Source organism: Bradyrhizobium sp., assembly GCF_035273305.1.
Lineage (GTDB): Bacteria > Pseudomonadota > Alphaproteobacteria > Rhizobiales > Xanthobacteraceae > Bradyrhizobium.
Window position 1 is genome coordinate 1 of the sequence record NZ_DATEPI010000034.1, and the last position, 23,087, is coordinate 23,087.

At 59.4% G+C, this 23,087-nt stretch carries 22 protein-coding genes and 1 pseudogene; 6 read left to right on the forward strand and 17 right to left on the reverse strand.

Annotation, left to right across the window (positions count from 1 at the left end):
- Positions 1 to 383: 383 nt before the first annotated feature.
- The 13 genes from VJV58_RS02255 to VJV58_RS02315 form a co-directional block, all read right to left on the reverse strand.
- Positions 384 to 623, reverse strand: coding sequence for a PilZ domain-containing protein (locus tag VJV58_RS02255; RefSeq protein WP_324135724.1), 240 nt, complete (start codon positions 621 to 623; stop codon positions 384 to 386).
- Positions 624 to 834: 211 nt separating this feature from the next.
- A complete protein-coding gene (locus VJV58_RS02260; RefSeq protein WP_324135705.1) occupies positions 835 to 2,202 on the reverse strand; it encodes a TIGR03808 family TAT-translocated repetitive protein in 1,368 nt (455 codons plus the stop codon).
- A 151-nt stretch (positions 2,203 to 2,353) separates the two neighbouring features.
- Entirely contained in the window at positions 2,354 to 2,806 is a 453-nt protein-coding gene (locus VJV58_RS02265; RefSeq protein ID WP_324135706.1) for a cupin domain-containing protein, read from the reverse strand.
- Positions 2,807 to 2,862: 56 nt separating this feature from the next.
- Positions 2,863 to 3,531, reverse strand: a complete 669-nt coding sequence (locus VJV58_RS02270) for a pyroglutamyl-peptidase I (RefSeq protein ID WP_324135707.1) — start codon at positions 3,529 to 3,531, stop codon at positions 2,863 to 2,865.
- A gap of 1 nt (position 3,532) precedes the next feature.
- On the reverse strand, positions 3,533 to 4,519 hold the full coding sequence (meaB, locus tag VJV58_RS02275; RefSeq protein WP_324135708.1) for a methylmalonyl Co-A mutase-associated GTPase MeaB: 987 nt from the start codon (positions 4,517 to 4,519) through the stop codon (positions 3,533 to 3,535).
- Positions 4,520 to 4,627: 108 nt separating this feature from the next.
- Positions 4,628 to 6,784: a methylmalonyl-CoA mutase gene (gene scpA / locus VJV58_RS02280; RefSeq protein WP_324135725.1), complete on the reverse strand. Its 2,157-nt coding sequence runs from the start codon at positions 6,782 to 6,784 to the stop codon at positions 4,628 to 4,630.
- Positions 6,785 to 6,820: 36 nt separating this feature from the next.
- The gene (locus VJV58_RS02285) at positions 6,821 to 7,291 is read right to left on the reverse strand and encodes a GFA family protein (protein WP_324135709.1); all 471 of its coding nucleotides are present in this window, start codon (positions 7,289 to 7,291) and stop codon (positions 6,821 to 6,823) included.
- Positions 7,292 to 7,293: 2 nt separating this feature from the next.
- Positions 7,294 to 9,159 (reverse strand): methylmalonyl-CoA mutase subunit beta, encoded by a 1,866-nt coding sequence (locus VJV58_RS02290; protein WP_324135710.1) that lies wholly within the window; start codon positions 9,157 to 9,159, stop codon positions 7,294 to 7,296.
- A gap of 99 nt (positions 9,160 to 9,258) precedes the next feature.
- Positions 9,259 to 9,750 (reverse strand): 2-amino-4-hydroxy-6-hydroxymethyldihydropteridine diphosphokinase, encoded by a 492-nt coding sequence (gene folK / locus VJV58_RS02295; RefSeq protein WP_324135711.1) that lies wholly within the window; start codon positions 9,748 to 9,750, stop codon positions 9,259 to 9,261.
- Positions 9,743 to 10,123 carry a dihydroneopterin aldolase gene (gene folB / locus VJV58_RS02300; protein WP_324135712.1) on the reverse strand — a complete coding sequence of 127 codons (381 nt, stop codon included), beginning with the start codon at positions 10,121 to 10,123 and terminating at the stop codon, positions 9,743 to 9,745. The genes folK and folB overlap by 8 nt, the downstream gene beginning before the upstream one ends.
- Complete coding sequence (folP, locus tag VJV58_RS02305; protein ID WP_324135713.1) at positions 10,120 to 10,980, reverse strand: dihydropteroate synthase; 861 nt, start codon at positions 10,978 to 10,980, stop codon at positions 10,120 to 10,122. Before folP ends, folB begins: the two co-directional genes overlap by 4 nt.
- A gap of 84 nt (positions 10,981 to 11,064) precedes the next feature.
- Positions 11,065 to 11,472 (reverse strand): DUF4332 domain-containing protein, encoded by a 408-nt coding sequence (locus tag VJV58_RS02310; RefSeq protein ID WP_324135714.1) that lies wholly within the window; start codon positions 11,470 to 11,472, stop codon positions 11,065 to 11,067.
- A gap of 21 nt (positions 11,473 to 11,493) precedes the next feature.
- Positions 11,494 to 11,859: a DUF2267 domain-containing protein gene (locus VJV58_RS02315; protein ID WP_324135715.1), complete on the reverse strand. Its 366-nt coding sequence runs from the start codon at positions 11,857 to 11,859 to the stop codon at positions 11,494 to 11,496.
- A 345-nt stretch (positions 11,860 to 12,204) separates the two neighbouring features.
- Between VJV58_RS02315 and VJV58_RS02320 the strand changes: the two genes are divergently transcribed.
- The 3 genes from VJV58_RS02320 to VJV58_RS02330 all read left to right on the forward strand — a co-directional run bounded on the left by VJV58_RS02320 (position 12,205) and on the right by VJV58_RS02330 (position 16,608).
- Positions 12,205 to 13,803, forward strand: a complete 1,599-nt coding sequence (locus VJV58_RS02320; protein WP_324135716.1) for a helicase HerA-like domain-containing protein — start codon at positions 12,205 to 12,207, stop codon at positions 13,801 to 13,803.
- Positions 13,804 to 13,915: 112 nt separating this feature from the next.
- Entirely contained in the window at positions 13,916 to 15,172 is a 1,257-nt protein-coding gene (locus tag VJV58_RS02325) for a glycosyltransferase family 87 protein (protein ID WP_324135726.1), read from the forward strand.
- Positions 15,173 to 15,189: 17 nt separating this feature from the next.
- Complete coding sequence (locus VJV58_RS02330; RefSeq protein WP_324135717.1) at positions 15,190 to 16,608, forward strand: M20/M25/M40 family metallo-hydrolase; 1,419 nt, start codon at positions 15,190 to 15,192, stop codon at positions 16,606 to 16,608.
- A 101-nt stretch (positions 16,609 to 16,709) separates the two neighbouring features.
- On the opposite strand, the gene VJV58_RS02335 is transcribed toward VJV58_RS02330, so the two are convergent.
- Both VJV58_RS02335 and VJV58_RS02340 read right to left on the reverse strand, forming a co-directional pair.
- Positions 16,710 to 17,489 (reverse strand): class II aldolase/adducin family protein, encoded by a 780-nt coding sequence (locus VJV58_RS02335; protein WP_324135718.1) that lies wholly within the window; start codon positions 17,487 to 17,489, stop codon positions 16,710 to 16,712.
- 113 nt (positions 17,490 to 17,602) lie between these two features.
- Entirely contained in the window at positions 17,603 to 19,252 is a 1,650-nt protein-coding gene (locus VJV58_RS02340; protein WP_324135719.1) for a glycosyltransferase family 39 protein, read from the reverse strand.
- Between the two features lie 303 nt (positions 19,253 to 19,555).
- Here VJV58_RS02340 and VJV58_RS02345 point away from each other — a divergent pair, with 303 nt between their 5' ends.
- Positions 19,556 to 20,401, forward strand: a complete 846-nt coding sequence (locus VJV58_RS02345; protein ID WP_324135720.1) for a hypothetical protein — start codon at positions 19,556 to 19,558, stop codon at positions 20,399 to 20,401.
- A 170-nt stretch (positions 20,402 to 20,571) separates the two neighbouring features.
- Positions 20,572 to 20,985 carry a MucR family transcriptional regulator gene (locus tag VJV58_RS02350; protein ID WP_324135721.1) on the forward strand — a complete coding sequence of 138 codons (414 nt, stop codon included), beginning with the start codon at positions 20,572 to 20,574 and terminating at the stop codon, positions 20,983 to 20,985.
- Positions 20,986 to 21,009: 24 nt separating this feature from the next.
- Here the strand turns inward: VJV58_RS02350 and VJV58_RS02355 are convergent, their stop codons facing one another.
- Together VJV58_RS02355 and VJV58_RS02360 are read right to left on the reverse strand one after the other, a co-directional pair.
- Complete coding sequence (locus tag VJV58_RS02355; RefSeq protein WP_324135722.1) at positions 21,010 to 21,438, reverse strand: SufE family protein; 429 nt, start codon at positions 21,436 to 21,438, stop codon at positions 21,010 to 21,012.
- Positions 21,439 to 21,538: 100 nt separating this feature from the next.
- A complete protein-coding gene (locus VJV58_RS02360) occupies positions 21,539 to 21,925 on the reverse strand; it encodes a DUF5330 domain-containing protein (RefSeq protein WP_324135723.1) in 387 nt (128 codons plus the stop codon).
- Positions 21,926 to 22,336: 411 nt separating this feature from the next.
- On the opposite strand from VJV58_RS02360, the pseudogene VJV58_RS02365 reads away from it, so the two are divergent.
- A pseudogene (locus VJV58_RS02365) lies at positions 22,337 to 23,087 on the forward strand (PAS domain-containing sensor histidine kinase); the annotation flags it as partial.

A 23,087-nucleotide genomic window follows, 5' to 3' on the forward strand; every position in this document is an offset into this window, starting at 1 on the left:
GATCATCAGCTCGATCGCGGACCGCTACCCGCTGCTGCGCAACTCGCTTTAGGCGCACATCACCGTGTGAGCCGTCGCGACGCTCGTGCTTGTCGGGGCTGCTATCGGGCGCAAGGTGCATGAACTCCAGCATGTGTTGGCCTTTGTCACACTTGATGCAGACGGTCACGCAGTGATCGAGGGCTTTGCGGTTGCACGAGGGATAGAGCGGGTTGCGAACTTGTCGTGAATCGACCCGTCACTTCCTGCTCAGGGAAGCAGGCGCCAATTATTGCAACTGCGGCAATCAAAACAGCGAAGTTTCGCATAAACCGCCCCGTCTTGATCTTGCGATCGGCTCGTGGACTGGTGCCGGTCAAAGCCCAGCCATCGCGACATCCCCGCTAATCGAACGCGACGCCGACGCGCTTTTCGTTTCGCCATACAATGTGGCAGGGCACATGCCGCCCCTCGGAATCAAATACCAAAGTGAAATGTTCAGGGATTGCATCGGGGCTGGTGACGTCAAGCGCCGCCCCAGTATTCGACATGTTGCGAACCATGCAAGCGATCGCGCTGCCGCCGAACTTTATCGTTCCGGTTTTTAGCAGCCGATGCCGCTGCTCACTGCGCTTTTCAACCATGAACTCAGCCGAACGACCGCAGAATTTGCGAAAACATAGTCGCGGCGGCTCGGGTGTAACGCGCGTCATTGAAATGCTCGTCCACCAAATTGATGACGAGAAGAGCAATGATCGTGGCCAGGACGAGTCGCATGGTCGTAGTATTACGAACGGGGAATTAATGGATTGTTAATCTGGTCCTCCTCTCCGCGGCGCAAACAATAGCGAATGCTCAACGGACTGCATTCGCCCCGATCACCAGGTGGGGAAAACGCTGTGCGCCGTCGCCAGTGAGATCGGCGGTAACGGGATGCGCGTGATCGAGCCCGACCACAGCCCCGCGCGCAGTTTCCGAAATGACGTTGTTGTTGATCAGCGCTGTTCCTGCGCCCGGCGTCACGGATACGCCGATCCCGACGTAAGCCTTGCGGATCACATTGCCGGATAATGCGACGTCACGCAGGTATTTTCCCCACCCGGCCACGATGCCGAACGAAGGCGCATTCTCGATCACATTGCCTGATACTGAAGCGTCGGCTTCGACATAGATGCCAATGCCGGCATCATCGTCCGGCGCCGTGGCAACGGGGCGCTTCGGTAGCAAGTTACGGATGATATTGCCGTAGACGGTCGCAAGCCGACCGCCCTCGTTGAAGTTGCAGACTGAAATACCCACCGCCGCGCCATCCACCACATTGCTGGCGATCAGCGCGCCTTCGAACGAGAATTCGGAGTACAGCGCCACCTCGCGGACGTCGCTGACGGTGTTGCCGATGACCTGGATATTGGATGCCGAATTGCCGCGCACCGCGGAATAGTCGCAGTTGCGAATCCGATTTCCTCGTATGATCACATTGCCCGCCCGGAACGCGTTGATGGCATTGCCGTGTTGTCCGGATCCGCCAGGCCCTGCCTTGATGTTTTCGATTCGATTGTCGAGCACTTGCGTGCCATCATCGCCAATTGTCGTGCGCAGGATTTCGATGCCGTTATCGTTCGTGCCAAAAATCCTGTTCTGCGAAACCAGCAAACCCTGTGCGTCAAATGAGACGATCGCGGTTCCCGCAGAGTTGTTGATAATATTGCCGCTGATCGCGCCGGTGGCGTTCTCGAGCCAAATCGCATTGCCGCCACTGTCCATGATCTCGCAGTCGATGACGCGGATGTCGCGTGCGTCGATGCAGTGGATCAGACCTCGCCGGGGTGGCAGGGCAACCGCGCGGCCATCCAAGCTGATGTTCGTGAGCCCGATCCCACTGGCTCCGTCGCCAGAGAGCATGCAGGCGCCGCCGTCAAATACGAGTCTGGTCGCGCCGCGCACTCCCACAATCTGAGCGCCGCTTGGCAAACGCAGCATTCCCATCCGGTACACACCTGGCGGCAGCGCCAGCGGAACTTGCGCGCGCGCCGCCTCGTCGATCGCGCGCTGCAACATCAGGGTCTGGTTCTCGGAGCTTCCGGGCCGCACGCCATAATGCGCGGCATCGCGGCCTAAGGTGGATATCAGCGGCGCTGCAGGGGAGGACTCGGCCGGCATGACGAGCGCGCCGGCTAGGCCAGCAGTCGATGCTCCGATGAGATGGCGACGATTAAGATCCATGGTCTGCGTACCCCGACACCTTGCGCCGTTAGTGCGCGTGTTGGAGTAACGCAGAATTCCATTGCCGCGGCGGCCTGCAATGTCGCGGGCGAAGCTATTGCTAGAGGTAGGGTTAACAACGCCCCCTGCGAGGGAAGCGCCGCGAGCATCGCTAGTAAGGCGATCCATCCTTATGAGCATAGCCGGATGCGGATGCGCGGAGGTCGACGTCAGGATAGCTGGCTTCATCATCGCGCATCTCTGCTGATCCTATTTCGAGAACGCGCGCCGGAGCGCCGGATCGATTTTGCAGGTGGTGTCCGTCGGGATCGCCGGGGAGAAATGCCGCGCAATCTCCCGCGCGCAGAATCTCCTCGCAGCCTTCCGTAACCAGCACAACTTCTCCGTCGAGGACGTAGACGAATTCCTCTGCATGGGTATGCCAATGCCGTTGGCTCGACCACGCGCCTGGAGACAGTTCGAGCAGGTTGATCCCGATTTGCTTGAGCCCTGCCGCTAGCCCAAGCCGACGCCGAAGCTTGTTTCGGCATGGGCCGTCGAATGGATGGGGATATCGAGAGCCGGCTGAAATCGGCGCGCGCTCAATCTCGATCTTCTTCTTCATCCTGACCTCGCTTCGATGTGGAGCACCTGCCAAACGATTGCGAATGAACGAGCCTTTCATGAGCTGCCGCTTTTTACCCGTAGTGCTGTTCGCGTCAGTTTTATCAGTTCAAGCAACATGGCCTCGCCCGCATCGACCAATTCCTCGAGCGTATTGCCGTGCACCAGCCGCCGGTGTTGCCGGCCGGCTTGCGGTGGAAGCGGGGGTATGTGCACGAAGGCAGCTAACGTCGGCCCGTCTGCGCGCTTGGTCGACTCGATCGCGCGCCAGCTCAGATAATTACAGAGATAACTCCCGGCGTCGCGCGATGCCCGCGCATCGATCCCGGTGCCAAGCGCTGCGCGGAGCAATTTGGCCGTGTGCGGACCGAACATCCTGGCTTGGGCGTCACCATCGATCGATCCCTTGCGCAGCGACGCATGGTCGGCGTCGGGCCACAGCATGGTGACGGCGTTGCGCGCGCGGGTTTCAATCCGCATAAACTGCGTGCGGGAAGCCAGGCCAAACATCAGCAGCGCTTGCGGCCGATGCGTCGCGAGCAGCTGCGGTAATTCGCGATCGACAGCCTTGTAGGTCACCGGGAAGATGTGGCCCGCCAATTCAATTTCATCGAAGGCTGGGCGGCGCAACCGTAGCAGCCGCGCCACCAACGGCTGCGTCGGGTTAAAGGGTGCACCGGGAAAAGGTCCGAAGCCGGTGACGAGGATACGCAGGCTCTCCTTCATCTCACCTCAGCATGCCCGCGATCTGCTCCGCCGCCAACGCCGGGGCACGGCGGCCTTCCGCCACCTCAGCTTCGATCTTTTTCACCTTGAGACGAATTGTCGGATCGGCGCGGAGTTGGGCCATCATGCGATGTTCAAGCATCGACCACATCCATTTCACCTGCTGATCGCGCCGTCGTGCTGCGAATTCGCCGGACGCGTTCATCGCCGCTCGGTGATCGAGAATTTTCTGCCACAACGCGTCGATGCCATTTCCGGTGAGAGCCGAATAGGTGATGACGGGCGGATGCCAGTTTTCGGAACGAGGCGTAAGGATATGCAGCGCGCCGCGGTATTCGGCGGCGGCCAGATTGGCGGCCTTGATGTTGTCGCCATCGGCCTTGTTGATCGCGATCATGTCAGCGAGTTCGACCAGGCCCTTCTTGATGCCCTGCAGTTCGTCGCCAGCGCCGGGCAGCATCAGCGCGAGGAAGAAATCAGTCATCTCGCAGACCGCAGTTTCGGATTGCCCGATACCAACCGTCTCCACCAGCAGCACGTCGAAACCGGCAGCCTCGCACAGCAGCATCGCCTCCCGGGTTTTCGAGGCGACGCCGCCGAGCGTGCCGGACGCAGGCGACGGACGGATATAAGCCCGGTCGGTGGCGGCAAGCCGTGGCATTCGGGTCTTGTCGCCAAGGATCGAACCCCCGGTGCGCGCGGAGGAGGGGTCCACAGCGAGCACGGCGACCTTCCGGCCGCGCTCGATCAGATACATGCCGAGGGCGTCAATTGTGGTGGATTTGCCGACGCCCGGTGAACCGGTAATGCCGACCCGAATTGCCTGGCCGGTGTGCGGAAGCAACTCCTGAACGAGATCGCGGGCAACCGACTGATGATCGGCGCGCCGGCTTTCGATTAACGTGATTGCCCGCGCCAGCGCCGCGCGCTGTCCGTCGCGCAATTCAGCCGTCAGCTTTCCCAGATCGAGCTGGTTACGTTCGATCATTGCGAGCCGAAGGGCAGGTGACCACGCCGGGCACGGGAACTTTGCGGGCGAATGACAGATGCAGCGAGGCGCAAGAATCAATCCTTTGAAAAACTGGTCGGAGCGAAGTTACTCCGCCGCCTCGCTGTGGCCCAGCCGCGCGTTGAGCTTGTGGATCAGTTCTTCGGCCGCATCCGCGATCACGGTGCCCGGAGGAAAGATTGCTTCGGCCCCTGCCTTATAGAGTGCCTCATAATCCTGTGGCGGCACCACGCCGCCCACGATGATCATGATGTCATCGCGACCTTGCTTTTTCAGCGCGGCTTTCAGTTCGGGCACTGCGGTGAGGTGCGCCGCGGCCAGGGATGAGACACCCAAAATATGCACGTCATTCTCGATCGCCTGCCGCGCCGCTTCATCGGCGGTCGCGAACAGCGGCCCAATATCGACGTCGAACCCGACATCGGCAAACGCCGAAGCGATCACCTTCTGGCCGCGATCGTGGCCGTCTTGACCGATCTTGGCCACGAGAATGCGCGGTCGGCGCCCTTCCGCATCCTCGAAGGCATCGATCAGCGCCTGCACTTTTTCGACCCGGTTGGACATCGTGGATGCTTCCCGCTTGTAAACGCCAGTGATGGATTTGATATCCGCGCGGTGGCGCCCGAATACTTTTTCGAGCGCATCGGAAATCTCGCCGACGGTTGCCTTGGCGCGTGCGGCATCGATGGCGAGCGCCAGCAAATTACCATTTCCATCGCCAGCGCTCCGGGTCAGAGCCGCCAGCGCGTCATCCACGTCTTTCTGGCTGCGCTCTTTCTTCAGGCGGGCGAGCTTGTCGATTTGCAGGCGACGCACTGTCGAATTCTCGACCTTCAACACGTCGACCGGCGCTTCGTTGACCGGCCGGTATTTGTTGACACCGATCACCGACTGCTTGCCGGCGTCGATTCTCGCTTGCGTCTTGGCGGAGGCTTCCTCGATCCGCAGCTTGGGAACGCCGGCCTCGATTGCCTTCGCCATCCCACCGAGCGCTTCCACCTCCTGGATGTGACCCCAGGCCTTTGCGGCGAGATCGCGGGTCAATCGCTCGACGTAATACGAACCGCCCCAGGGATCAATAATGCGGTTGGTGCCGCTTTCCTGTTGCAGAAAGAGCTGGGTGTTGCGCGCAATTCTGGCGGAGAAATCGGTCGGTAATGCCAGTGCCTCATCCAGCGCGTTGGTATGCAGCGACTGGGTATGACCTTGAGTCGCCGCCATCGCTTCGATGGTGGTGCGCATTACGTTATTGTAGACGTCTTGCGCGGTGAGCGACCAACCTGAGGTCTGGCAGTGCGTGCGCAGGCTCAGTGAGCGCGGGTCTTTCGGCTTGAAGTCAGCCATCAGCTTGGCCCACAGCAGCCGGGCCGCGCGCATTTTCGCGACTTCCATGAAGAAGTTCATGCCGATGGCCCAGAAGAACGATAGCCGCGGCGCGAAGCGATCTACCTCGAGCCCGGCTGCGAGCCCGGCGCGCAGATATTCCACACCATCTGCCAGCGTGTAGGCGAGTTCGAGGTCCTGCGTCGCGCCGGCCTCCTGCATGTGGTAGCCGGAGATGGAAATGGAGTTGTACTTCGGCATTTTTTGCGAAGTATAAGCAAAAATATCCGAGATGATCCGCATCGAGGGCGCCGGCGGATAGATGTAGGTGTTGCGCACCATGAACTCTTTCAGAATGTCATTCTGAATCGTCCCCGAGAGTTTCTCCGGCGGGACGCCCTGTTCCTCGGCCGCCGCCACAAACAGCGCCAGGATGGGCAGCACGGCGCCATTCATGGTCATCGACACGCTCATCTGATCGAGCGGGATGCCCGCAAATAGCGTGCGCATGTCGTAGATCGAATCGATCGCCACGCCAGCCATGCCGACATCCCCCGACACGCGCGGGTGGTCGGAATCATAACCGCGATGAGTAGCGAGATCGAACGCGACCGACAGCCCCTTTTGGCCGGCGGCCAGATTGCGCCGGTAGAATGCGTTGGAATCTTCCGCCGTGGAGAACCCGGCATATTGTCGGATCGTCCAAGGCTGGTTGACGTACATGGTGGGGTAGGGGCCCCGTAGATAGGGCGGTATGCCGGGCCACGTGTCCAGGAAATCGAGACCGTCGAGATCGGCTTCGCCGTAGCCTGGCTTCACCAGTATGCCTTCGGGCGTGAGCCACGGTTCGGCATCGGCGGCCGTTACGGGGACGACCGTTTTCTCAAACGCGATATTCGCAAAGTCAGGTATGCGGCTCATAATGTCCATCATAGCACATCCAGGCGGAAGGGGTCGCTAGCCCTGGTCGCGGTCCGGATGTTGGTAGCTGACGATGCCCTGAAGCTTCTCCGCGCCATAGTTTTGCAGCGTCGTCTGGCTCGGCAAATTGGCGATCCCGACTACCCAGCCCAGACGGGATTCGGTGCCGAATTGTTGTGTCGGTATCACCCGGTCGGGGCGATCGAAGGCGCCGGTCATGATCTCGATTCTGGGACCCTCAATGCGGCGGAAGCTGAGGGGCGTGCCACACTTGTCGCAGAAATCACGCTCGGCAATTGAGGAGGACCGAAAAGCGGCGGGCTTGCCTCGAGTCCAGGCGAAATCGCCCCGATCGATGTCGGCAAAGGAAGCGAAGGGCGCGCCCGACGCCTTCTGGCACATCCGGCAATGGCAGATACTAACTTTTCTGGGGGGCGCGGACAGCGCGAACCGAACGGCGCCGCATTGGCAGCCGCCGGTCAAAATCGGCTTTGTCGCCTCAGCCATGATCACTCCGTCAGCCGATAGACCTCTTGCAGCACGGCGATTGCATCGACCCCGGCAAACACAAAATCCTGCACGCCCGCGGATCGGAACGCGGCTTCGTGCTCGCCCGGCCGCCCTGCAAGATAGATATGCTTTGCCCCAGCGGCTTGAAGGGCCTGCGCCGCCACAACAGCGTATTCGGCATAGTTCTTGTCCCCCGAGCATAGGCAGGCCAAGGCTGCGCCGGACGAGCGGAACGCCTCGGCCAGCATCGCCGCATCAGTAAAGCCTTGCGTATCGATGGCCTCGATTCCGCCTATCTCAAAAAAACTCTTGGCGAAGGTCGCGCGCGGGGTGAAGTCAGCCGGAGTGCCAAGATTGGCGAGGAAAATTTTTGGCCGATCGCCTTTCTGTTTCAGAATTTGATCCGACCGGTCGCGCAAACGTTCAAACGGCGCGGCCAGCCGCATCGGCGGCAGTGCGTCGAACCTGAGTTTTGCTTCCCCATATGGCGGAAGCACGATCGCCTTAGCTTCGAGGACCGCGATCTGAGCTTCATGCAGATTGGGAAATTCGGTGGCTCCCGTCAGTACATCCTTGCGCTTGGCAATATTTTTTTCGCGCATCGTCCGGGTCGCCGCGACCTTGCGCTGAATCAAGCTTTGTTCGAGCGCAGCGAATGCGCCGCCGGCCTTTTCGATTTCCTGAAATAATGCCCATGCGGCTTCGCAGAGTTGTCGGGTCAAGGTTTCGATGCCGCCGGAGCCGGCGGCCGGATCGGACACCTTGGCGAGATTGGATTCTTCCAGCAGCACCAACTGCGTGTTGCGCGCCACGCGGCGCGCGAATGGATCGGGTAGTCCCAGCGCCAGTGTATGCGGCAGCACGATAATAGAATTGGCGCCGGCCAGGCCAGCCGAGAATGTTGCCATGGTCGCGCGCAGAACGTTTACGTAAGGGTCGCGCTGTGTCAGCATTCGCCATGCGGTTTGAGCCGCGATGAAGATCGGCTTCGGCGCGAGGCCACAGGTTTGTTCGATCCGTGCCCACAAGAGCCGCAAGGCGCGGAACTTCGCCATTGTGAGAAATTGATCGGCGTCGGCGGCAAGCCTTGCGTAAATCATGGCGCGCGCGGTTTCCAGATCGATGCCAGCACCCTCCAAAGCGCGCAGATAAGCGATGCCCGAGGCCAGCACGAATGCGAGTTCCTGCACTTCCGAGCCCCCGGCATCATGGATCACGTGACCATCGGCAGCCGCGAATGGTCCTCTGAATCCCATGTCAGCGAGTGCCTTGATCCCGGCCGTGACCGCCGTAACGATCTCGCGCCACGTATAGGGGCTGGACCCCCAAGCCGCGCACGCCCCGAGCGGATCGAGACCAAAACAGATGTCGCAAGCGGCGGGATCGACGCCTTTGCGCGTGATGTATTCGGCAAGATATGTCGCGGCCATGCGGGACTGCGGACCGATCTGAAGTTCGATCGAAATCCCGGCGTCAATGACAACGCGCTCAAGCACCTTCTCCAGCGCATCAGCGGAGGGTTCGAGGCCAAAACCATAGGCGCTGTTGGCGCCCGCAAATACCAATGTCAGCCCGGTGGCTCCATTTTCGAGATCCTGCAACGCCTGCGCGTTAGCGTGCGCTGCGTCCGGATGGTCGATGCGCTGCATGAGTTGCCATGGTTTGGCCGCAGTGCGCCCCGCTACCACCGCCGCGCCCCTCGCGCGCGGATAGATCGGATCGATCTTCAAGCCGTCATAGGTCTGGCTGACGAGTTTTTCGAATGGCGCACCCTTCAGCACGCCATCGACAAGCCGGCGCCAGTCATTAAAGGTCGAGGGCGCGAAATCGGCCGCCAGCCGCAGCTCTTCAGTCACAGACGTCATCAGGCGGTTCGCTCCGAGGCCTTTATGCTAATGGTCGGAAAATGCCACGTCGTACTAGCCAAGCCAAACGGTTGTTTTTGGGATGAAAGGCGGTTTCCGTCAGCTCAGGTCCGGTAACCGCTCGATTCCAACGGTGGACAGCTTGGCCAAAGCTGACGAAACGCTCTGCCCGGCAATCACGTGGTCTGGCTTTATCTCGGCGAGCGGCACCAGCACGAAGGCGCGCTCGAACAGCCGTGGGTGGGGCAGCGTCAGTTCAGGCTTCTGAATCGAGACATCGTCAAAGGCGATCAGATCGAGGTCGAGGGTGCGTGGGCCCCAGCGTCTTTCATTGGCGCGGTCGCGCCCGAACTTGTTCTCTATCTTGTGCAGCGTAAACAAAAGCGCGTGGGGATCGAGGCTGGTTTCGATTTCGATGCACGCGTTGATGAAGCGGGCCTGCTGTTCATCCCCCCAAGGTGGGGTGGCGTAGTCTGACGAGCGCGCCAGCAGCAGCGCCTGCGCTATGCCGCAGATGTTTGCGATCGCCTTGTTAAACGTCGCGCGAACATCGCCGACATTACCGCCGAGCGCAATCAAGGCGTTAGCCATTCGAGGGCGCTTGCCGGGTGCGCGTCAGGACGACACCAACGTCTTCAAAGATGGCCGCGATCGGTGCGTGCGGCTTGTGTACCGTGACTTTGACTGCGCTGATGCGCGGAAACGCAACCAGTATTGCATCGGCCACCGCTCCGGCCGCGCGTTCCAGCAATTTATAATTTGCATTCTTGAAGGCGGCGGTCGCCGTGGCGACCACATTGGAGTAGGACACGGTATCAGCGAGACGATCGGTACGCGAGGATTGCGACAGGTCAGTCGATAATTCGAGATCGATCACGAAACGCTGGCCCACCTCAGTCTCATGCTCCATCACGCCGTGACGGGCATGGATGACCACCCCTGTGATGAAGATCATATCGCTCATCGCTTGTCCCAGATGGCCTTGGCTACGAGTAATGCCTGGACGGTTTCCGATACATCATGGGTCCGGATGATGCTGGCGCCGCGTTGTGCCGCTACCAAATGCGCCGCGATTGAGCCTCCCAGGCGTTGATGCGGCTGCGAAGGCGAGACTGAATTGATGAAGCGCTTGCGCGACGCACCGACCAATAGCGGCAAGCCGAATTCGCGGAGTTCATCGAGCCTGGCCAGCGCGGTCATGCTCTGCTCGGGCGTTTTGCCAAAGCCAATGCCGGGATCGAGGATGATGTCGCCTAGTGCAATTCCGGCATTCGCCGCGATTTGCAGCGAGCGCCTGAAGAACGCGACGATATCTTGCATGATGTCGATATCGCCATCCACCCGCTCGCGGTTGTGCATGACGATTATTGGCGAATGGCGCTCCGCCAAAAGCTTGGCCATTCCGGAATCACGCTGCAGCCCCCATACGTCGTTCGCCATGAATGCTCCTGCATCGAGCGCCCACGCAACTACAGCCGATTTCATGCTGTCGATGGATACGGGAATTCCAAGCGAAACCACTTCGGGCAGCACCGGTTGCAAACGCCTCACTTCTTCATCGGCTGAAACCGGCTCTGGGCCTCCATAGGGCCGCGTCGATTCCGCCCCGATATCGATGATGTCAGCGCCATCCGCGATCATGCGGCGGGCCTGTGCGAGCGCGCTCTCCGGCGCGATAAACTGGCCGCCGTCCGAAAATGAATCTGGCGTGATGTTCAGGATGCCCATCACAGCCGGGTATGGCTTTGAAAGCAGCGCCGTCAATTTCGCATGACCTGCGGCGCCGGCCGGCGGGGCTCTGCTGGAGGAAATCGCGACCATCCGGTCGCTTTGCGCGGTCCGCGCATGGCTGTCAAGACGCCCAACCTGCTGCGCGCCGGGCAGCGGGGAGCCGGCTCGAAGCCTTTAATAGCTGATTTTCGGTTGAAGCTTGCGCGCCTTCGCGATCAGCTGCTCGACCGACTTTTCTGAAGGCAAAACGCGGACGAGTTTCTGCTTGGTATTCACTTCCTTCATGTTCTGCGCCAGCCGCGCCGGGTTGCGCAACGCGAGTTCGCGAACCGTAGTGACGCCGGCCGCGCGTACCAGGCCGACCTTGGCCTTGCCCATGCCGGGAATTCGCATGTAGTCGGAAACGTTGGCCCATTCCAGAAGAAGCTGCTCACTGATGCCGGTCTTCTCTGCAAGCGCCTTACGGCCCTTCACGCTTCTGGCCGCTTCGAGCAGGCCATCCGTTGTGCGAATTCCTACGGATTTCAACTTCGAAGCGGCAAAGGACGGGAGGCCCTCAATGTCGGAAATTGGATATGTCATGGTACTCGATAAAAAAATTGCTTAAGCGAACTGACTAAGACCCCGTGTCCCGGCGATGATCGCACCCATTTGCTTCGGCCCGATCTTGTCGCGGCCAAAGCTGAAAATCTCACGCGCGACGTTTTGGATCTGGCTCATCCCCAAACCGAGTGCCATCAGCTTGGTGCCGACTGCCATCAAGCCGCCGCCCATCAGACGCGCGACACCGCCGCTGTTGCTGGATATGGCGATTGCAGCTTCCGCGCCCGGAATCTGCTCGATCAGGGCCTGAACTTTCTCAGAAGGGCCTTCGTTGCGAAGGAAACCCAAGATAATGGCGATAGCTTTTTCGGCCACAGCCTCATCGAGGCCGGCCTTTACAGCCAGCCGCCCAATCAATTCGTCCATATTTGCCCGCCCTCATCCGGTTTCGTCCCGGATACCTTCCTTGAAAGCGATCTTGATCTGCTGTGAAAAGAATTACAAGCGAGGACGGCGCTCGAGAACCTGATTCACCTTCGATCGCGCGACGAGTGTTGCAGCAATGCAAGAGCGGCTACGAATTTCGCGGCAAATTGCTCTCAATTGGCCGCGTCGAAATTCAACTTTGGTCGGAAATTCGCTGGAGTTCGATATGTTCAAACGAACCGGCGCTCCCATGTGATGGCTTGACGGTTTCATTCGGTTTGCAAGATGCAGTAAGATGGCACCGTGGCGGCTGAAACCCTTGATCCCGCGCGAAGAGGCGATGCAATGGCGACCCCCGAAGGCAAATTGACCGACACCAGCGAGCAAATTTTCATCGGAAGGGGTGAACAGCCGGTCTGGCTGACGCTCGGCCTCGCCAATCGCCATGGTCTGGTCACTGGCGCGACCGGCACTGGAAAAACCGTCTCGCTGCAAGTGATGGCGGAGGGATTTGCGCGCGCAGGCGTTCCGGTGTTTGCAGCTGATATCAAAGGAGACCTCTCGGGCATCTCGGAAGTCGGCGAAGCAAAGGACTCGATCATCAAACGCGCCGGTGACATGGGGCTCAGCTTCCAGCCGGATCAGTTTTCGACCGTGTTTTGGGATGTGTTTGGCGAGCAGGGCCATCCCGTACGCGCCACCGTCACCGAAATGGGGCCTTTGCTGCTATCGCGGATGCTCGATCTGAATGATGTGCAAGAGGGCGTGCTGAATGTCGCCTTTCGCGTCGCAGACGAGAACGGACTTGCGCTGATCGACATGAAAGATCTGCGGAGTCTGCTGGATGCGATCGTGCCGGACAGCAAGGCGGACGACGATGGGCTGGCGGCGATCCGCAAGGCGGCTCAAAGTTTCGGAAACGTAACCAAGGCAACCGTCGGAACCATTCAACGTCAGCTTCTGGTGCTCGAAAACCAGGGCGGTGCGAAGTTTTTCGGCGAGCCGGCGCTGACGCTAAAAGATTTCATGCGCACCGACAGCGATGGTCGCGGCATGGTCAACATTCTGGTCGCGGACAAGTTGATGCAGAGCCCCCGCCTGTACGCAACTTTCCTGCTGTGGATGCTATCCGAGCTTTTCGAGGAACTCCCGGAGGTCGGCGATCTTCCCAAACCCAAGCTCGTGTTCTTCTTTGATGAGGCGCATCTTCTGTTCAACGACGCGCCAAAGGCGCTACTGGACAAGATCGAGCAAGTGGTGCGGCTGATACGTTCCAAGGGGGTCGGAGTTTATCTCGTCACGCAAAATCCGATTGACGTTCCGGACAAGGTGCTTGCCCAATTGGGCAATCGCGTGCAGCACGCGCTCCGCGCGTTTACGCCACGTGACCAGAAAGCCGTAGCGGCCGCCGCCCAGACCTTCCGACCCAATCCGAAGCTCGACACTGCAAAGGTCATCACGGAATTGGGAAAGGGCGAAGCTTTAGTATCGTTCCTGGAGGGCAACGGTACGCCGGCGATGGTCGAACGCGTCATGATCCGCCCGCCCACCGGGCGGATTGGGCCGATCGCGCCTGAGGAACGCAAGGCCATCATGGACAAGAGCCCGATGAAAGGCAAATACGACACGGCTATCGATTCCGAATCCGCCTATGAGCTGATCCAGAAGCGCCTGGCCGGCGCCGCGGCATCTGCGCCAAGTTCCGAGGCCGGCGGAATTCTCGGCCAGATCGGTGGAATTGTCGGGGCTATCTTCGGCACCAACGTAACGCGGGGAAGATTGTCTACCGGGCAACTTATCGCACGCAGCGTGACACGCACCGTTACCAACAAGGTGGTCGGCGGGGTAGCTGCCAATCTCGGGAAATCCGTCGGTGGTGCGATGGGCGGTTCAGTCGGCCGTGCGCTGGTGCGCGGCGCTCTCGGCGGCATCTTGCGGCGATAGAAGCATTCGATAATGTGCTGCAGCGCGATCTCCCTATCTTGTCCGGGAACTGTATGTGTTGAGATTTCCGAGGCTGAAAGCCCCGTTTGATGTTCTTTTTCTGATTTGCTGTATCGCGTTGACAGCCGACGTCCTGGTTCCCGAGATATGGGGAAGCGGCAAGACCAAGGACTACCCGCTCTGGTACTGGGCGGGGCAGCAGGTGCTTCACGGAGCAGACCTTTATCCCCGCGATCCCAACAGCTATTTCGAATTTCTCTATCCTCCCTTCTCGGCCATCCTGCTGGCGATACCGTCGTTTTTCGGCAAGCTCCCGCTCTATGCATGTCTGTCGGCTCTCAACATCATCGCATGGTGGATGACGCCGCAATTCTCCCACGCCATGGCAGGATCGGAACGCACACCAGCCCCGTGGCTGTTCGCGTTGCCAGGGTTCGTCACGATCACGTTTGTGTTTGACATGTTCGACCTCGGCCAGCCCAATCTCGTTCTGCTGGCGATCATGCTCTTCGGATTCTGGCTCCTGCAGCAAAAGCGCCCGTGGGTAGCGGGAGGCATGTTTGCGCTGGCGTCCGCGATCAAGGTTTTCCCCGTGGCGGTATTTCCTTATCTTGTTTGGCGAAGACGATGGTCGTGCCTCGCAAGCATGACCCTATTCCTTGCCGCCTTTCTTTTTTTGGTGCCGGCACCCGTGCGCGGTTTCCAGCACAACATTTCCGAGCTGAAGACCTGGTTCCGGGGCATGGTGGCGTCGAGCTCGGAGCAGGGGTTCGGACAACGTGCTGAGCAGAATTGGTCGTGGGTCAACCAGTCCATCATCGCCGTAACGCATCGTCTGACGCGCCCGGTCAACTACAATCTGGATGATCCCGCTAAGCCGCCGGCCTACATGAATTTGGTTGATCTCGATTTCAAGACGGCGAACTGGATCGTGCTCGCCGTCTCACTGGTGATCGGTCTTGGATATGTCGCCCTCATGCCGACGCAGGCGCGGCGTACGCAGCGCTCCGACGCGGAAGAACTCGGCATCCTGTTTTGCTTGATGACGCTGGCGTCACCGCTGGCACGGCAGTATTACTTTATGTGGCTGTTCTTCCCGATCACTATCCTCGTGCACCGCGCGACCTTTGATCCTCGTTTAGCAGTGAGGGCGGGTACATGGACGGGCCTCATCATCTCCGTGCTATTGATGTGCCTGTCGATCCCGGTCTTCCCGAAGGAGCTGCAGGCATATGGCAATAATCTTGCTGCCACTTGCGTGATTGCGGGAGTATTGGCCTGGCACATTCTCCATCCACCGCGGGATGCGGCTAGCTCTCCATCGGCGGCAAAGCTAGAACCTCAAAATGAACAGCGCGCCCAGCGGTAACCTTTAGGAATTCGGAAATGTCCCACGCGAGCCAACTACAAGCCGTCCTCGATCGGATCGATGCGGATTTCGACAATAGCCTGGAGCGGTTGTTCGAGCTGCTGAGGATCAAATCGATCTCGGCTGATCCCGCATTTACCGCAGACTGCAAGGCAGCGGCCGATCATCTTTCGCGCGATATCGCGACTCTTGGTTTCGATACAACGGTCAGGCCGACGGCAGGCCATCCGGCCATTGTCGCGAGGAGCAGCGTCAATGGCAAAGCTAATCCTGAGCCCCGGCCGCACGTGCTGTTCTACGGCCATTACGACGTGCAACCGGTGGACCCGCTCAGCCTGTGGCACCGTCCGCCATTCGAGCCGGCGGTTACCACGCACGCGGACGGGCGAAAGATCGTCGTCGCGCGCGGCGCCGAAGATGATAAGGGCCAGTTGATGACGTTCGTGGAAGCTTGCCGCGCATGGATGGCTGTTAGCGGCTCGCTTCCGGTTGACATCACCATGGTCATCGAAGGCGAGGAAGAAATCGGATCGAAGAATTTTGTGCCGTTCCTTGAACAGAACAAGGGCGAGTTCAAAGCCGATTTCGCGATGATTTGCGACACCGGCATGTGGGACCCGAATACGCCCGCAATCACCACATCGCTGCGTGGGCTGGTCTACGACGAAGTGAAAATCAAGGCGGCAAACCGGGATCTGCACTCGGGCATCTTCGGCGGCGGCGCGCAGAATCCAATTCGAGTGCTGACCCGCATCCTCGGCGGCATTTTTGATGAGGACGGGCGCATCACCATTCCCGGTTTTTATGACGGCGTGAAGGATCTTCCTCCCGATATTCTCGCCCAGTGGTCGAAGCTGAACCTGACGCCGGAATCGTTTCTCAAGCCGATCGGCCTTTCGATCCCGGCCGGCGAAAAGGGCCGGCTGTTGATCGAGCAGATATCCTCGCGACCGACGTGCGATATCAATGGCATTTTCGGCGGCTACACCGGGGAAGGCTCAAAAACGGTGATCCCGGCCGAGGCATCGGCAAAGATTTCGTTCCGCCTTGTGGAGGGCCAACAGCCCGACAAGATCCGAAAGGCCTTTCGTGACTACGTTACCGCGCGGCTGCCTGGCGATTGCAAGGCGGAATTTGCCGATCATTCAAGCGCGCCCGCGGTAGCGCTTGACTGGAACATGAAGCCTCTTGCCGCGGCCAAGCGGGCGTTGAGTGAGGAGTGGGGCAAGGAGACCATCCTGATGGGATCGGGCGCTTCTATTCCTATCGTCGCCGACTTCAAGCGTACGCTCGGTCTGGACACGTTGCTGGTGGGCTTCGGACTCGATGACGACAATATCCATTCGCCGAACGAAAAATACGACCTGAAAAGCTTTCACAAGGGCATTCGGTCATGGGCTCGGATATTGGCCGCCTTGGCCGATGCAGCACGCTGATGCAGGTGGCAAATAAAAAACGCCGCCCGGGATTGGACGGCGTTTTGATCGGTCGTGCAGAGGTTGGTTAGCGGCCAAGCTATATCAAAATCTCGACGATTTCAATTCTTGTAGCTGGCATCGAGACGGTCGAGCTTGCGCAGCAGTGCCGGCCAAACCAGCGTGGTGGAACGAAGTTCCTGACGATCCGGATTCGCCAGCAGGCTGGTGTTCTTGTCCACTACGGCCTGGTCGACCGGGTAAGCGACCGCTCCAAGCATCCGGGTACGTACCTGCATCGTGCAAGCCCGTTCCAGATGGAACATACGCTCGAAGGCGGAAGCAACAGAGCGGCCGACGGTCAACGTACCGTGGTTTCGCAGCAGCATGTGGTTCTTGCTACCGAGATCCTTCTGCAGTCTCGGACGTTCGTCGTGATCGAGCGCGATGCCTTCGTAATCGTGGTAAGCAAGATCGAACGTGACAAGCTGCGCCGTTTGGTTCAGCGGCAGCAGGCCCTCGAGGCAGCTCGCGACGGCGGTGCCATCTGGTGTGTGCAGATGCAGGACACAGCCGGCGTCCTCGCGAACTTCATGGATTGCCGAATGGATCGTGAACCCGGCCGGGTTGATGCTGTAGGCGCTTTTGGTGAGCTGATTGCCGTCGAGGTCTACTTTCACAAGGCTCGATGCGGTGATCTCATCGAACATCAAGCCATACGGGTTGATCAGAAAGTGGTGTTCGGGTCCCGGCACGCGCGCGGAAATGTGGGTATCGACCAGATCATCCCAACCGTAATGCGCAACCAGCCGATAGCACGCGGCAAGATTGATCCGCTGAGTCCATTCGGCCTCGGTCATATCCGAGAGCGCTTCTTTCAGGCGAGCTTCCGCTGGCGACATGACCTGCTTTCTCCATTTCGATTGCTTGATTTCTGCTTTCTAGCCTAGTGGCCCGAGGGTCCTGCAGCAAGACACGCGTACTGCGCGGCAGTCATTTGCCTCCCCTGTGTTCTCTACGGCGGCGGAATTGAGAGCAAGCTGGAAATGCTGCGCCCGCGAATGTCGTAAACCCGCGCGAACACGACGTCATCTCGTTTGATTTCGACCAGCACCGGTGCGGTGAGGCCCTTGCAATAGAACTCGCCCAGGGTCATCGCGAAATCGGCGGCATGGCTGTCCCAGCCGATCGTGAAATCGGGTCCCAAAGCCACCTGAGCAGGGCGCTGTGGGCCGCATACCGCGACTTTCCATTTGCGTCCCCTCGGCGGGCTATATTGCCGGCTGGTGATTTCCTCGCGCAGGCCATCGGACGCCTGTTTCAGCGCAAGTCCCCAATAATCCAGCATGAAACGATCGTCGGCTTCGCGCACGGTGCCCGCGATGTAATTGAAGTGAGTGTATTGATAGGGGTGAAGCCGGATCATTTCAGCAAGCGGCAACAGCAGGCCGAACGCGAAAATGGTCACAGCAGCCGGTTGCCAGCTGCGGCGATTTTCTCCGAGCCATTTCATTCCCCGAGCAAAAGCTGTGCCGGCGAGGACTGTCATTGGCGGTACTACGAAAATGAAGTGCCGAATGCCATTGTAGAGCGCCGGGCGCTTTACCATCGCGATTACCAGCGGCAGCGTTGCCGCCGACGTCAGCATCAGGCGAATGGATTTTTTGCGGGCCGAAACGTCATTGCGCCCAAGCGACATCAAGCTGCCGAGGACGCCGCCTGCGCAAAGCCCGAGCAACACTTCCGGAAGCTGCAAGGCAAATAGCGTCGGCAAGTAGGACCAGGGCATGTCGGGCACCGACACGAGTGCGCCGTCGAACATTTCCTTCCAGGGCTTTTCGAAGAAGTGCGAGAAATACGTGGCGGCCAGCAATGGATTGCCGGGTTGCATGATGGACCATGGCCAGATCAGGCCCATGATGAGATAGCCAAGCATCAGGCCAGGTACGAGCAGGTACATAATGTGCAGGAACCGCCGGCCCGCCCCGAGTGCGCCGTAGGTTCGAGTTTCCTCCAGCAACAACGGCGTGAAGCCGACCAGCGCGTACAGCAAGGCGAGCCCGCCAAGAACCCGAGAACCGATCGAGAGGCCCGCCCCGAGCCCGACGATTAAAATGCTGCGCGGCGAAGGTTGCGGGTACTCCTCAATCAGCCGAACGAGCCCTAGCATCAGGATCACCATTGCAACCGCGAATGGCGCATCCTTTGGATTCATGAACATGTGCCCGTAGTACGTCGGACACAACGCCAACAGCAGTAACGCCGCCAGACCGGCAATTGGGCCGCTGACGCGCCGTGCAAGCCGCCACGTTACCGCAAGACCGATAATCCCGACGACGGCTCCCAACAGGCGCCGGGTTTCAAACAGCTCTAAGGGGATCAGCTTGTGTAGCAACGCGGCCGCCATGTCGAAGCCACCGCCGTACATGTAAAGATTTGCAAACGATAGCGCGCCGGTATCTCTGAAACCGGAACTGTACATCCGCAGCAGGAGGTCGGCATATTCGGCGTGGGTGTAGTCGTCCCATCCCAAGCCATAATCGTAAAACGTAAGGCTCGCCACGAGCGAGACCACGACCAGCAATAAGATCGCGAGGTCATCGCAGGTCCGCTCCAGCGACCGCCGCAAAGGCGTGTCGATGGAAGAGGTCGTGATGGATGACATGCTAGCGCTGACCCGGCCCCTATCGGCCCTAGCAGAGCGCTTTTGGGCCTCGTTGTTCCCCGCGAACCGTATAGCGCAGATCAGTTTCCAAGTAATTGGCAAATGTGGCGTAATTGGCCGACTTGGGACGCAGTGATGATTGAAACCTGCCGGGCCGAGCCGAGCTACCACTTAGCCGCAGGGTTTAACTCTTCAGGTGAACCGTCACCCCTAATTGCCCGTTGGCGCTGCGCTCGATATGGCGGTAACGTGGCCCGTACGCAGTCTTTGAGCATCTTGTCCGCGGCTGAGGGAGTGAATCCGATGTTGGCGGTGCTGCTGATCGGCGGGGTAGGTTTTCTGCTGGCTGGCTTGCTGGCGATCGGGTTCGGGGTTCCGGTCAAGGAGTTCAGTTTCGGCAACACGATGATACTCGCCGGCGCAATCGTCGCGTGTACCGGCGTGTTGATGATCGCGATATGGACTGCCGTTCGGGAGCTCAAAAAGGCCGCCCGGCAACTTGCCGAGGGAACTACAGTGACTTCCGGCGGTGCTGGTATGCCGGCTTCAGAACTTAGATCAGCCGAAACCCCGATGCCTGAGGAGGGTGGTTTCGCGTTTGGCGGCGACCACTCGGCCGCAACGGCGGAACGCAGTGCACAATCCGAACCACTACCGCATGCGTCTTGGTTTGAGCAGCCCGCGTCACGAGAGCGCGGCGACGTCCAGAGCCAAGAGCTGGAACCCAATCCGACTGCCAAGGCGCGGCGCAATCTTCTGTTCGCTTCGAGTTCTCGGAGAGAGCGCGAGCGGGCCCAAGAACGGATGGGCGAGTCTTCCGTCGGCGATTTTTCTCCAGGAAATCCCCTGGCGTCGTCGCAAGAACCTCCCCATGAGGGTTCAGCCGAGGCACCACTTGCTCACTCCGAAGACATCAGGGGAACGCGCCGTGGCGGGAGCGGCGAGCCACCTCCGCAACGGAATGGTCGGGTGGCGCCGCGCTCTCAGCCGGTCGGTAGGACCGAGGTCACGGTTCTCAAATCGGGCGTCGTCGACGGAATGGCGTATTCGCTGTTTTCGGATGGCTCAATCGAGGCCCAAATGCCGGAAGGCATGATGCGTTTCGCCTCGATTGACGAGCTACGTGCGCACCTCGACCAGCGCCCTTGAGCGTTGGCTTTACTTCCCGATTCTTGTTCTCGAAAATAAAAATGCGTCTCTCTTGTCACATCGACAGTAATACGGGCATATTCAAAAAGTAGTGGATCTCCTGAAAAGCGTAGCGCCGCTCCGGGATTCTTCCGATCCGCGATCTTACGATGACCCCAAGGGCTCAGGCCATGACCGACGGTGCCGGCAAAAACTATATCGATCTGACCGCAAACATCGTCTCTGCCTACCTCAGTAACAATCCAACGCCGGCCTCCGAGATCCCGAGCCTGATCGGGCAAATACACGCAGCCCTGGTCCGTGTTTCCACTGGCCGAGTTGATGCGCCGTCCGAACCGGCCAAGCCCGCGGTTTCGGTGAAGAAATCGATGACCCCGGATTATTTGATATGTCTGGAGGATGGCAAACGTTTCAAGTCGCTGAAGCGCCACTTGCGTACTCAATACAACATGACGCCCGAACAATATCGGGACAAATGGGGACTGCCGCCGGACTATCCGATGGTTGCCCCGAATTATGCGGTAGCGCGCTCGGCGCTCGCCAAGAAAATGGGACTCGGGCAGCAACGGCGCCGACGAAAATAAACAGTCAGAGACGCAGCCAAGCGTTCACGACGCTTCGGCAAGCGCCTCGCGCGCATCCGCGCGAATTCGCTCCACCATCGCCCGAAGGCCATTAGAGCGCTGCGGCGTCAGATGTTCGCGAAACCCGAATTCATCGAATACGGCTAGCGCATCGGTACCAAGAATTTCTCGCGGCGTGTGCCCGGAATATAACGTGAGCAGGATCGCAATCAATCCGCGCACGATATGAGCATCGCTGTCCCCGCGATACTTCAGGAAGGCCTCGCCGTGCCCATCGCGCTCAATCCGTTTCGACAGCCAGACCTGGCTGGCGCAGCCCTGCACTTTGTTCTCTGGAGAGTGTTCCGCATCCGGCATCGGATCGAGCGTACGGCCGAGTTCGATGACATAGCGGTAACGGTCATCCCAGTCGTCTAGCAGCGAAAAATTGTCTCTGATTTCGTCGATCGTCATCGTATCCCGCGCTCATGGATACCAATATATAGGCTTGCGGAGCGCCGAAAGCGATATGCCGGACCCGATGTCGCAGCAGTTCCCGGGCTAAAGTTTGGCTTTATGGGGCGGCGCGCCACTCCACAAGCAGGTCGTCGGGCGTGAGCGTCTCCGGGGGCACCGCGGCCGTCCTGCCAGCGTCTGCACTGGCCATCTCGCCGATGGAGCCGGTGTGGTCTGATGCACGCTTATCGGTGATGATATGATAGAGCTTGCGCGCGCCCTCCTGGGCGCGGCGACCTATGATGGATGCAGCTTGGCCACCGACTTCACAGGCCACCGGTTGCCGCTTGCAAAAGCTGCTCATGTCCGAAGCCGCTGCTGTCGCAGCCGAAAATGCTTCGGATGCTCCCAATTGCGGTGACTTCTCCGCCTCAGGTGTTTTCTCTCTTGGCAACAGTACAAGCACCAAGCCGAGCCAGAATGCCATGCGAAGCAGAAAAAACATCTTGCGATCCGGCCAATTTCGGTACGTCGCGCTCAATCTCGCAAACGTTCTCTAGTTAACAGCCGTCGATAAATCGCAAGTGTTTGCATTGAAGTTAAACCGGGGAAAATCAGCTAAAAAACTGATTGCTTCGATTCGGCGTAAATATTCGATTGATGGACGAATTTCCGCAACTTAAGCCCGCGCGTATGTACCATTTCGAAACCATATCCACTTCGCCCCGGAAACCCGACGTTCACCATCTGAGTTGAATGGGCGCTGGTGTGTTTTGCGAACAGCCCGGTAACCCGAGCTCTTTGCCGACCCTGCCGCGCGCTTTAGTGTTCGCTTAATTCCACTCTGACACGGTGGCCCGATACTGGGGGCGTTACGGCGCGTCTGTTCGACGAATCTAGCCGGAGCGCGGGAGCCGTGACAGTTTTGCTTATAATCCACGATCGCCTCGACGCGTTGCTGCATCCCTCCGCGCGTAGCGACGCATTGACGCGCGCACGCCATCTCGCCTTCATGGCGCCGAGGCTGCTCGGAAGCCTTGCAGCGTTAGCGGCATTCCCGATCTATCTTGCGATCGGCGGCGCGCCGTCGGGCCTTGAAGTCACGGCGTTCGCCTGGCTTATCGCTCCAATTCTCGTGTCGTGGTTTCTCTCACTCACCGGGCGGTACGAAGCCGCGCACATGCTATCATCGGTGGCGCTAGGCAGTTTGGTGATGATACTGGCGCTGGGCACCGGCGGAATTAAATCCTTTGCCGCGGTTTGGCTTGTCGTGGTTCCGGTTGAAGCAGCACTTTCGTCGTCGCGCCGCGTGATGGCGTTTGCGTCCGTGCTGGCGCTCTCGTGCATCGCGCTGCTGGTAGCCCTCGGTTACTTCAACATGTTGCCAGCGCCTGATCCGAACTTGCGGTTTGGCGGCGAGTTTATCGGCTTTGCGGTGACCTCGGCAACGATTTATGCCGGAGGTCTTGCATTCGCCGCTGATTCACTCGCGCGCACCAGCTCGAACATGCTCAAAGCCGAACAGGATAGATATAGCTTGCTCGCCCACAACATGGGCGACGTGATCTCCCGCCATCGCAGGGATGGCACCATACGATTCATTTCGCCTGCCGTGGAAAACTTGCTGGGCGTTCACTGCATCGGGCTTCTCGATCATGGATTGTTCG